This is a genomic window from Larkinella humicola (assembly GCF_008727875.1).
In the GTDB taxonomy this organism is placed as follows: domain Bacteria; phylum Bacteroidota; class Bacteroidia; order Cytophagales; family Spirosomataceae; genus Larkinella; species Larkinella humicola.
The window spans coordinates 185608-196304 of record NZ_VTWS01000008.1; the positions used below are offsets into that span (position 1 = coordinate 185608).

General features: G+C 54.4%; 5 protein-coding genes. All 5 read left to right on the forward strand.

Annotated features, from left to right (window positions below; genetic code table 11):
* Positions 1-27: 27 nt before the first annotated feature.
* The 5 genes from F0P93_RS26220 to F0P93_RS26240 all read left to right on the forward strand — a co-directional run bounded on the left by F0P93_RS26220 (position 28) and on the right by F0P93_RS26240 (position 10444).
* Positions 28-1287, forward strand: coding sequence for an MFS transporter (locus F0P93_RS26220; protein ID WP_150880688.1), 1260 nt, complete (start codon positions 28-30; stop codon positions 1285-1287).
* Positions 1288-1622: 335 nt separating this feature from the next.
* Positions 1623-3113 (forward strand): L-fucose/L-arabinose isomerase family protein, encoded by a 1491-nt coding sequence (locus F0P93_RS26225; RefSeq protein ID WP_150880689.1) that lies wholly within the window; start codon positions 1623-1625, stop codon positions 3111-3113.
* A 37-nt stretch (positions 3114-3150) separates the two neighbouring features.
* Positions 3151-6351 carry a SusC/RagA family TonB-linked outer membrane protein gene (locus F0P93_RS26230; protein WP_150880690.1) on the forward strand — a complete coding sequence of 1067 codons (3201 nt, stop codon included), beginning with the start codon at positions 3151-3153 and terminating at the stop codon, positions 6349-6351.
* Positions 6352-6371: 20 nt separating this feature from the next.
* Positions 6372-7811, forward strand: a complete 1440-nt coding sequence (locus F0P93_RS26235; RefSeq protein WP_150880691.1) for a RagB/SusD family nutrient uptake outer membrane protein — start codon at positions 6372-6374, stop codon at positions 7809-7811.
* Positions 7812-7924: 113 nt separating this feature from the next.
* Complete coding sequence (locus tag F0P93_RS26240) at positions 7925-10444, forward strand: hypothetical protein (protein ID WP_150880692.1); 2520 nt, start codon at positions 7925-7927, stop codon at positions 10442-10444.
* Positions 10445-10697: the final 253 nt, after the last annotated feature.

A 10697-nucleotide genomic window follows, 5' to 3' on the forward strand; every position in this document is an offset into this window, starting at 1 on the left:
TTACTTCTAACTTCTTTGCTCTAAAAAATGAAAAACAACCTCCGCTGGCTGATTGTCTTTCTGCTTTTCACCGCAACCGGTCTGAGCTTTCTGGACCGGCAGGTGCTTTCCATCGCGATTCTGAAGATTCAGGAAGAATTCAAAATCACGGATGTGCAGTACGGCATGATCAATACCAGCTTCCTGATCAGTTATGCGGTTATGTTTACGCTGGGTGGCTGGCTCATCGACCGGATTGGCGGAAAAATGGGATTGGCCCTTTCCGTCGGCCTGTGGTCGATTGCCAATAGCTTGCACGCGGTGATGACCAGTTTCACGCAGTTGCTGACGTTCCGGTTTTTGCTCGGTATGGGCGAAGGTGGCTGTTTTCCCGGCGCGGCCTGGACGGTTTACCGCTGGTTCGACAAGAAAGAGCGCGCACTGGCCAACGGCATTGCCATTGGCGGTTCGGCCATCGGAGCTGTCGTAGCACCACCACTAACCATTTGGCTATCATCTAATTATGGCTGGCGGGGCGGTTTTCTGATCCCCGGTTTGATCGGGATTGCCTGGGTCGTGATCTGGTTGCTGATCCCCTGGAAGAAAGAAAACCTGATTACCGAGTCGTCGGTTCTGCCTGAAAAAAAGGCAACCGTATCGTTTCTGGAATTGCTCAGAAACCGTCCAACCTGGGTGTTTATCCTGGTACGGTTTCTGCTCGACCCGGTTTTTTACTTCATGATGTTCTGGATTCCGAAATACCTGAGTTCGGTACGGAACGTCTCTTTTGAGCGAATTGGCAGCCTTTTCTGGATTCCGTTTCTGGCCCTGGGCCTTTCCAACATCATCGGTGGCTGGCTTTCGGGGCAACTCATTGCCCGTGGCTACTCCGTAAACAAGGCCCGGAAAACCGTCATGGGCATTGCGGCCGGACTCACCCTGTTGACACCAGCCATCGAGTGGGTATCGACGGTGGAAGTGGCCATTGCGCTGATGGCGCTGTTCATGTTCGCCCACGGTTTCTGGATCACCAACTACATCACGTCGATTTCCGACATGTTTGGCCAGAAAGCGACCTCCACCGTGGTGGGTTTGTCGGGAACGGCGGGGGCGGTTTCGGGTCTGTTGCTCAATCCGCTGATGGGGGTGGTGATTCAGCAGTACTCCTACCGCCCGCTCTGGATTGCATCGGGATTGCTGTATCCCCTGGCATTCGTGCTGTTCATCTGGCTGATTCCCAGAATTAAACCGCTGTTTGGAGAGACTCATTCGGCTCCCGTTGTTCCGGAAGGCATTCGGGCGGATTGACGAATACAATAGCATGTCCGGTGGTTTTATAAACACCAGTCCTCGGTTTTAACCGTGGGAAACGAATGGCGATGGGGCGATTCAATAACCGTTTTAACGGTTTTGCCCAATCATCAGCAACCATCCAAAAACCGTTAAAACGGTTTGACGAATACCCATTTGATACCATTTGAACCCACGGTTAAAACCGTGGGCTGGTGCAAAAACCGGCCCTGTTAACACAAACGCCTTTTGACGCTTATCCTACTTCGCAACGAAAACCGTGCGGTTTTAACAGTTTGCCAATATCAACTTAGTGCGTTAACTAAATAGAAAAAAGATACAACTTAGCAACTATGGAAAACGAATCGCTCAATCACGTGGCTTCCGTACAGACGGGTTTTGAAAAACGAAAAAAAACGCGCCCGCGGATTGGCATCTTTGGCGTGGGCTACTTCAAATACTGGGGTCAGTTTGACGGCTTGCTGGATGATTTACTGAAAAAACAGGCGGTTTTCATCAAACGAATCGAAGCCCTCGAGAGCGTGGATATTGTCGATTTTGGACTGGTCGATGACGTGACGAAAGCCTACGAAATCGTCCCGAAACTCCAGGCCGCCAACCTCGATCTGATTTTCTGCGACATGCTGACCTACGCCACTTCCAGCACATTCGGCGTCATTATCAAAAGCATCGATACCCCGATCGTGCTCGTCGCCCTGCAACCCGATAAAGCGATGGATTACAGCCGGGCCTCCACTTATCTGCAACTCTACAATGACGACATCTGTGCCTTGCCGGAATTTGCCGGTGTGGCCGTTCGGATGGGTAAAAAAGTGCCGCAAATGGTGATCGGTACGCTGTATGACGATCCGGCTGCGGAAGCTGAAATCGAAGAATATTGCCGGATTGCCGCCGTTTTGCACGATCTCAAAACCGCTAAAATCGGGCACATCGGCCACCCCATCGAGGCCATGCTCGACATGCATTCCGACTCGACGATGCTGACGGCGCACTTCGGTGCCCACATTGTGCAGTGTGAAGCCCACGAAATCGTTACGCAGTATCAGCAAGCCACGGAAGAAGAGATTGAAGTTGTTCAGGATCGGATTCTGGCTTTTTTCGACACGCCCGACCCGGTTTCGGACCCCATCTCTGAAAAACTGCGGGACTCGGATCTGCGCATTGCCGCCCAGGTGACGGTGGCTCTCGAAAAATTTGTCAAGGCGAAAAAACTGGACGGACTGGCCTATTACTACGACGGCCCCGATGGCAGCGACACGCGAGTGGTGATGTCGAATCTGATCGTGGGAAATTCGCTGCTCCAGGGCGCGGGCTTCCCGATGTGTGGCGAGTCGGACCTGAAAACCTGCATTGCCATGCTGATCATGGAACGGCTGGGCATCGGCGGCAGTTTCGCGGAGTTTCACCCGGTCGATTTCAAGGAAGATTTTGTGCTGGTGGGCCACGACGGCCCGCACAACATCGCCATCGCCGACGGCCAGCCCATTCTGCGGAGCCTGAAAAAATACCACGGCAAACCCGGTTTTGGCGCGGGTGTCGAGTTCAAAATCAAACAGGGGCCGATTACGATGCTGAGCATCAACTCGACGTACGAGGGAAAAATGAAGTTCATCATTGCCGAAGGCGAATCGCTCGCCGGACCCATTCCGCCAACGGGAAACACCAACACGCGCGGTTTTTTCAAACCGGACGTCCGGACGTTCCTGAAACGCTGGATCAAAGAAGGCCCCACGCACCATTTTGCGCTGGGCGTCGGCCACCACGCCGAAACGATCCGGAAAATTGCCGAGTACCTCAAAATCGAATCCGTCATTATCAAGTGATAACATCCGGTAAATCAAAGTACTAAACCCTCTTCCTATGAATCCTAATCTCTTCCATCGTCTGCGACTGCTGCTGGTCAGTGTGTTCGCTATTGTGGTCGCCAGTACCCTTGCCCTGGCCCAGTCGGGTGGCAAAGTATCCATTGGTGGCAAAATAACCGCCGAAGAAGACGGCCAGCCGTTGATCGGTGCCACCGTGACGGAAAAAGGCACGACCAACGGAACGACATCGGATACCGAAGGCGCGTTTAAACTGTCGGTATCGCCCAACGCCACGGTTGTCGTTAGTTTTATTGGCTATACGCCCCAGGAAATAGCGGTCAAAAACCGGTCGTCCATCAACATCACGCTGAAAACCGATCAGCAGCAATTGCAGGATGTGGTGGTGGTGGGCTACGGAACCCAGCGGAAAAAGGACCTGACGGGCTCCATCGTCAATCTGTCCAGCAAGGACCTTGTCCCGGTGCCATCGGCCACGAGCGTCGATCAGATGATGCAGGGGAAAGTCGCGGGGGTGCAGATCACGCAAACCTCGGGCGCACCGGGCGGGAACGTCAATGTCGTCATCCGGGGGATCAGCTCGATCACCGGCGGAAATTCACCCCTGTATGTGGTCGACGGCTACGCCATCGGAACGGGCGGTGGTGGCTCCGATCTGAGCAGTTTCAGCTCCAGTTCCTACTCAGCCAGTAACATTGCCAGCAGCAGCGGAACCAACCGGATCAACCCGCTCAGCACGATCAACCCGTCCGACATCGAATCCATTCAGGTCCTGAAAGATGCTTCGGCCACCGCCATTTACGGTTCCCGGGGAGCTAACGGCGTGGTGATCATTACGACCAAGCGCGGAAAGCAGGGCAAAACAACGATTAACTTCGAACACTCGACCGGGATTCAGCAACTGGCCAAAAAACTGGACCTGCTGACGCCCCGCGAGTATGCTCAATATGTGGCCGAAGGGCGCGACAACGCCTGGGTGTTTGCCGGCGGAAAAGCCACGGACCCCAACAACCTCCGCAGTACGGCCACGCAGGTAAAACCGGGTTTCCGGACGCCGGACCAGTTTGCCAACTCCGGGTATGGCACTGATTGGCAAGACATTATTTTCCAACAGGGTCTGGTGCAGAATTATCAGTTGGCCGCCAGCGGTACCAGCAAAGACGTTAGTTACTACGTTTCGGGCGGGTATTTCGACCAGAAAGGCATTATCATCGGCTCTGATTTCAAGAAGTTTACCCTCCGTACCAACATCGACGCCCAACTGACTCCGCGTCTGAAACTGGGAGCGTCGTTTTCGGGGGCGCACTCCTACGGTGATTTTGCCCGCGCCGAAGGTCACCTGCAACACCGGGGCTTGATTTCGGCGGCTCTGGCCAGCGATCCGACCATTCCGGTTTACGATGCGAACGGCAACTACTATTCCGAATTTTCCGACCCGACGGGCATCCCGGTCGAACACCCGCTGATCATTGCGGCTGAGTTCACCGATAAACGGAACAATACCAACGTTTTCACCAACAATTACCTGCAATATGAAATTGCGAACGGCCTGATTTTCAAAACATCGATTGGGGTCAACTATTCCAATAACATCACCCGCCTGTGGAAATCGTCGAAAGTGGGGCTGGCTACCAGCCGAACGGGCGCGGCTACGGCCGGGGTAACAGAAGGCAAAAGCCTGAACTGGCTGAACGAAAACACCCTGAATTACCGGCACCGGTTTGGCGAAAAACACGACCTCGACGCGCTGGTGGGCTATACCATTCAGAAAAATACCGATGAAATCCTGCAGGCCGGCGCGTCTGATTTTCCGACCGACGACGTGCCGTTTCTGGCCGCCGGAGCCGTTACATCCGGAACAAATTACTTGAGTGAATGGTCGATGATGTCGTGGCTGGCCCGCGTCAATTATACACTGGCCGGAAAATACATGTTTACAGCCACGATCCGGCAGGACGGCAGTTCGCGGTTTGGGCGCGAAAACCGCTGGGGAACCTTCCCCTCCTTTTCGGCGGCTTACCGCCTGTCCGATGAGTCGTTCATGAAACCGGTCAGCTTCATCAGCGATCTGAAAATCCGGGCGAGCTACGGGATTTCCGGCAACAACCTGATTCCGAATTACGCCAGTCAGGGCCTCCTGGGCATCTCGCGGAACGTTTCCAATGGGCAGGTGATTTCGGGCGTGGTGCCCAGCAGTCTGGCCAATACCGTTTTGACCTGGGAGCAGTCGGTGCAAACCAACATCGGTCTTGATCTCTCGTTGTTCCAGAACCGCCTGTCGTTTGTGGTGGATGCCTACCGAACCCACAAAAAAGACCTTCTGCTGAATGTCATTCTGCCCGCAGCCTCCGGTTTCAGCAGTTCCCTCCAGAACATCGGCGAAGTGGAGAACAAAGGAATTGAGCTGACCATCAATTCGGAAAACATCCGCAAAGGCGCTTTCCAGTGGAATACGGACTTTAACATTAGCTGGAACCGCAACAAGGTGCTGGCGCTCAACTCCGAAACCGCCCGGATTCAAACGTCTGATTATCAGGTAGCGCAGGTGGGTTATCCCATCTCCAGCTTCCGGCTGCTCAACATTCTGGGCGTATTCCAGACGCAGGAAGAAGTGAACGCCAGTCCCAAACAACACCCCCGGGTGCAGCCCGGCGATTACCGGTATCAGGACACCGACGGCAACGGAACCATCACCCAGAACGACCGCACCATCGTGGGCAATCCCTGGCCGGATTTCACCTGGGGTATGGGCAACCGCTTCACCTACAAAGGCTTGACCTTGAACATTAGCGTGAACGGTTCGCAGGGGAACGAGATTTATTTTCAGGGGGGTGAAGTGTCGCTGAACGGGGCCGGGGTGCAGAACCAACTGGGCATCATGGCCGATCGCTGGAAATCGCCGACGGAACCCGGAGCGGGAACGATGTCGCGCGCCATTCGGAACGACTACGCCTTCGGATTCAGTGCCGGTACAACCAAGTATCTGTTCGACGGCTCGTTTGTCCGCATCCGGAACGTCAATCTGGCCTACGCGCTTCCTCAAACGGTGGTGAGCAAGCTGAAGTTGCAGGCACTCTCGGTTTACGTCGACGCGACGAACCTCTACACCTTTACCAAGTACCCCGGTTATGACCCCGAAGGAAGCACGACGGGCGACAACATTGCCCGCAGTGGGATCGACTTTTTTGCGTATCCCAACCCCCGGACGTACACGATCGGTTTGCGGGTAACTTTCTAATCCTGTTTCCAGATACCGCCATGAAAAAGAACCTTATCGTTTTCCTGCTCCTGCTCGTTACGGCCACCTCCTGCAAGGATTTTCTGGCCCTGACACCTGAATACCAGATCAGTGACCAAACGTTTTACAAAAATCAAAACGATTTCGAGACGGCCCTGACGGGCGTTTACAGCACCTTTCGCGGTCTGTTTAACACCAGCAACGTGGTGTATCTGGCGGACTTGACGACGGACAACACCGAGATCCAGTGGTCGTCGCCCTCGGTCAACGAGATGCAGCTCGACCAGAATGCGGTGGTTTCGACCAACTCGAACATTCAGGGTGCCTGGAGTACGTGTTTATACACGATCTCCCGCAGCAATGCGATCATCAACCGCATCGATGGCGTCAATTTTGACCAGGCGACCAAAGACCGCATCAAGGGGGAAGCCAAATTTCTGCGTGCCTACAGCTATTTTTACCTCGTCCGGCTGTTCGGCAATGTGCCGCTCATCAGCCAGGAGTTCAGCAGCCCGGCGGAAGTGGCAGCTGCCGATCTGGCCCTGAAACCAGCCGCGCAGGTCTATGAAGTCATTCTGGCGGATTTGACAAGCGCCGAAACGCTGTTGCCGGCTACACTCAATTCCGACCGGACGAAGGCATCGCGCCCGACGGTAAAAGCCTTGCTGGGAAAAGTCTACCTGACGCTGAAAAACTACGACCTGGCTGCAACCAAACTGAAAGAAGTGATCGACGCCAAAACGTATTCGCTGGTGCCCGATTACCGGACGCTGTTTACCAACGGCAACAACAACCTGACCGAGTCGATTTTCGAAATTGAATACGTCGCGGGGCGCAGCATGGGCAACAACTATTCGGCCTTGTTTACGCCAGCCATCACCAGCATGGCGATTTTTCCGGGCAACCTGCAAGGCTCCGGACGGATTGTGCCGACGCTGGATTTGCTCAGAGCCTACGAAACCGGTGATGCCCGCAAGGCCATCTCGGTCAACGATTCGGTTTTGCTGATCAACGGCCGGAAATCGTACAGTCGCTACGGTTTGAAATTCGTGGATTTCAAAGCCATCGACCTGTCCGATGGCACCATTACGTTCACGGTTCTTCGGCATGCCGATGTGCTGCTGATGTATGCGGAAGTATTGAACGAACAGGGTAAAACCGCCGAGGCTCTGCCCTTTATCAACCAGGTGCGGACGCGGGTCAAGTTGCCGGACTTGACCGGTCTGACGCAGGCCGGACTACGAACCGCCATCGAGAAAGAACGCCGGGTCGAGTTTTTGTTTGAAGGCCAGCGCTGGTTCGATCTGGTGCGGACGGGCCGGGCGCAAACCGTGCTGAACGCCCACTATGCCAGCCTGAATCTGTCCTTTAAAGTGGACGATTTCGAGTTGCTTTTCCCGATTCCGCAGAACGAAGTCGACCTGAACCCGACGCTGATCAAGCAAAATCCGGGGTATTGAAAACTATCTCGCGGAGTTAAGCGGAGTTAAAAGAGAGTTACGCAGAGATTTTTATTAAAACTTCGCTTAACTCCCTTTTACTCCGCGAAACTCCGCGAAACAACCCTTATCATATGCGCCTAGCCACCTTACTAACCCTCCTCCTGTTCGGCTTCATTCCCACGGAGACCCCGAATCTGGACAATTCGACCTTACGCGGAAAACCGTTTAACAACATCACGCTGGAAGCCTCGCTCAAGCCATTCAAGAAAAACGACAAGGCGTATATCCAGCAGGTGGTGACGGAACTCTTCACCCAGTGGCAGTCGCTCCTGCGGCATACCGACACGGTTTCGGTGATGCTCTGGACGTCGGACGGATCGGAGATTCTGGATTACAAAGGCGACCTGAAACAGCCGCTGGAGTGGGCGCGGTACATCGGCAATCCCAACACGCAGCACGAAGTCGGGTCGGGGCCGAAAGAATTGTCGCTTCACGAACGGGCCTACCTGTACATGGAAAACCCGCCCGCGTTTACGTACGGCGATTTGAAATTCATCATCCGGACGCTGAAAGAAACCGGGCAAAAAATAACCGGCAAACCCGTGATGATTGGGGCCACGTTCGACCCCGGTCCGGAATTTGCCAAGTCGGAGTTTAAGTACAAAAAACACCCGGAAATTCTGGGCGGCAACGCGATGGGCCACAAAACGATGGTCAGTTGCTACTCGACACTGAATGCCGATACGGATTCGTACGCCGGTTTTCCGAAAGGCATTCCGGCCAATACGCCCTTTGGTACGTTTCTGGGTCGCCAGAGTCAACACTTTCTGACCGATCTGGGGTACGATTACATCTGGCTCAGCAACGGTTTTGGCTTCGGCGTCGAAGGCTGGTCCTCAACCGGTGCGACATTTACGGGAAAGGCATTTTTACCTGAAAAACTCGCGAATACGAAAGAACTGGTTGCCGGTTTCTGGAACCTGTTTCGGAAAGAATGCCCGAACTTCCAGATCCAGACGCGCGGCACGAACCTCTCCACCGGCGCGGATCTGGCGCGCGATGGCGTCGATCTGAAACAGATTTATGGTGGAAAATACAACATGCTGCCCCCGCCCAATTCGCCCTGGGCGGCTCTGGACGGCGATTTCGGATTGGAAATGGTGGGCTATATGTCGCGCATGGCCGAACTGCCCGACGAGCGGTATCTTTTCCGGTATTACACCCACGATCCGTGGTGGGTCAACAGCCCCTGGCTCGATCGCTACGGGCAGGAGCCGCACGACATTTACTTGCCGCTTTCGGTCGCCCGCATCAACGCCAAAGGTGAAATCCGGTTGCCGACGCACCTGAACTTTCTGACGGCCGACAACTCCTACGGCGAAATGCCCGCGCAGGTTCCCGACGAGGTGACGCCCCACATTCTGAAAGCCCGCTACGATTCGCCGACGGCGCCGGGGCCGCTGGTGTGGGTTTATCCGTTCGAGGAATACCACACCTGGGCCTACAAACAGCCGGACCGACTGCCAGAAATCTACTACGGCGACTGGCTCATTCGGCAGGCCATCAACAACGGTTTTCCGCTTAATACGATCATTTCGACCACTTCTTTCCAGAAAGTCGTTACCGAAAAACCGGCCTATTTCAACGAGTCGGTTCTGGTGTCCATTGTGCCGGAAGCCGGTTCGTCGCTCGAAAAAAAGCTGATCGATTTTGTGCAGAACGGCGGCAAACTGCTCGTTTACGGCCCCGCCGACCACGCCGGAGCGGCCTTTCTAAACCTGCTGAATCTTCAGAATACGAAGGCGCTCGAAGGTGAATTTCAGGTCAAATCCAGCATCACGCTGGATCAACTGACCAAACCGTACCCTAACAAAATCGTGCATCAGGCGCTGTTTTCTGGGGGCGGGGTCGCTACGCAGGTCAAAAACAAAACCGATGCCGGAACCAAAGTGCTGGCAAAAATGACCCAGACTGGCAGCGAACGCGACGTGGTTTGGGTGCGGCAAAATCAAGCGTGGAAAGGCGGAAAAGTGGCCTACGTGCGCGGTACCAATTCGAGCAAGTTTACGGGCGGAAAACTGTTGACGCCCGACAATCCCGAGGAACTGTTCACGGGGCCGTTGCTGATGCGGTATGTGCTGAACGAATTCGGGATCGATTACCGGGTCGACAAGCGAAATCCCTCCGTAAAAAACCCGGTATTGACCATTTCGCGCAGCAGCAACGGGTTCATGTTTTCCGGCTATTGCCCGAACACGACCATCACCCACCGGTTTAAGCTGCCCCAGGGCGCGCCCATTCTGACGGGTTACGAAACCGAACTGGCCAATGGCTATTCGGTGTATGCGATGCCCAAAGCCTGGCACCGCGAAAGCCGCTTTTTTGTCGATCAGGCTGAGGGCATGGTTTCGTGTCAGGAGATGACGTCGGGCGTCAAACACATGAAACGCTGCGTGCGGTTGACGGGCCTGAAAAACGCCACGGTGCGAATTTACCCGGACGACGAGGTAACCGACCAAGGTCTGAACGTCTACACGAATGCCAGTTATCCCTGGAAAAAAGGAAAAACCGCCTTCAAATCCGGCGACAAAAAGTACGGCAAGCACTACGTCGTTGAAAACGTAAGCGGTGATTTAGTCGCATTCTGGTGAATTTTGCCCCTAAATCCCCTTTAGTGGACTTTACGCATCCGGATGTTGCTGAGTCCAAGTCCCCTAAAGGGCAAGGCTGTTAAGTTCTGAAAATCATGAGCGTTAAAGTTGGCAATTTCGAGCCGCTTTTCGCCCCCAACCCCCTAAAGGGGGCTAAAACATCCGGATTTCGAAACCTCCTTTAGGGGGTTGGGGGCGAAAAGCGGAAGAACTTAACAGCCCTGCCCTAAAGGGGATTTAGGGGCAAAATACA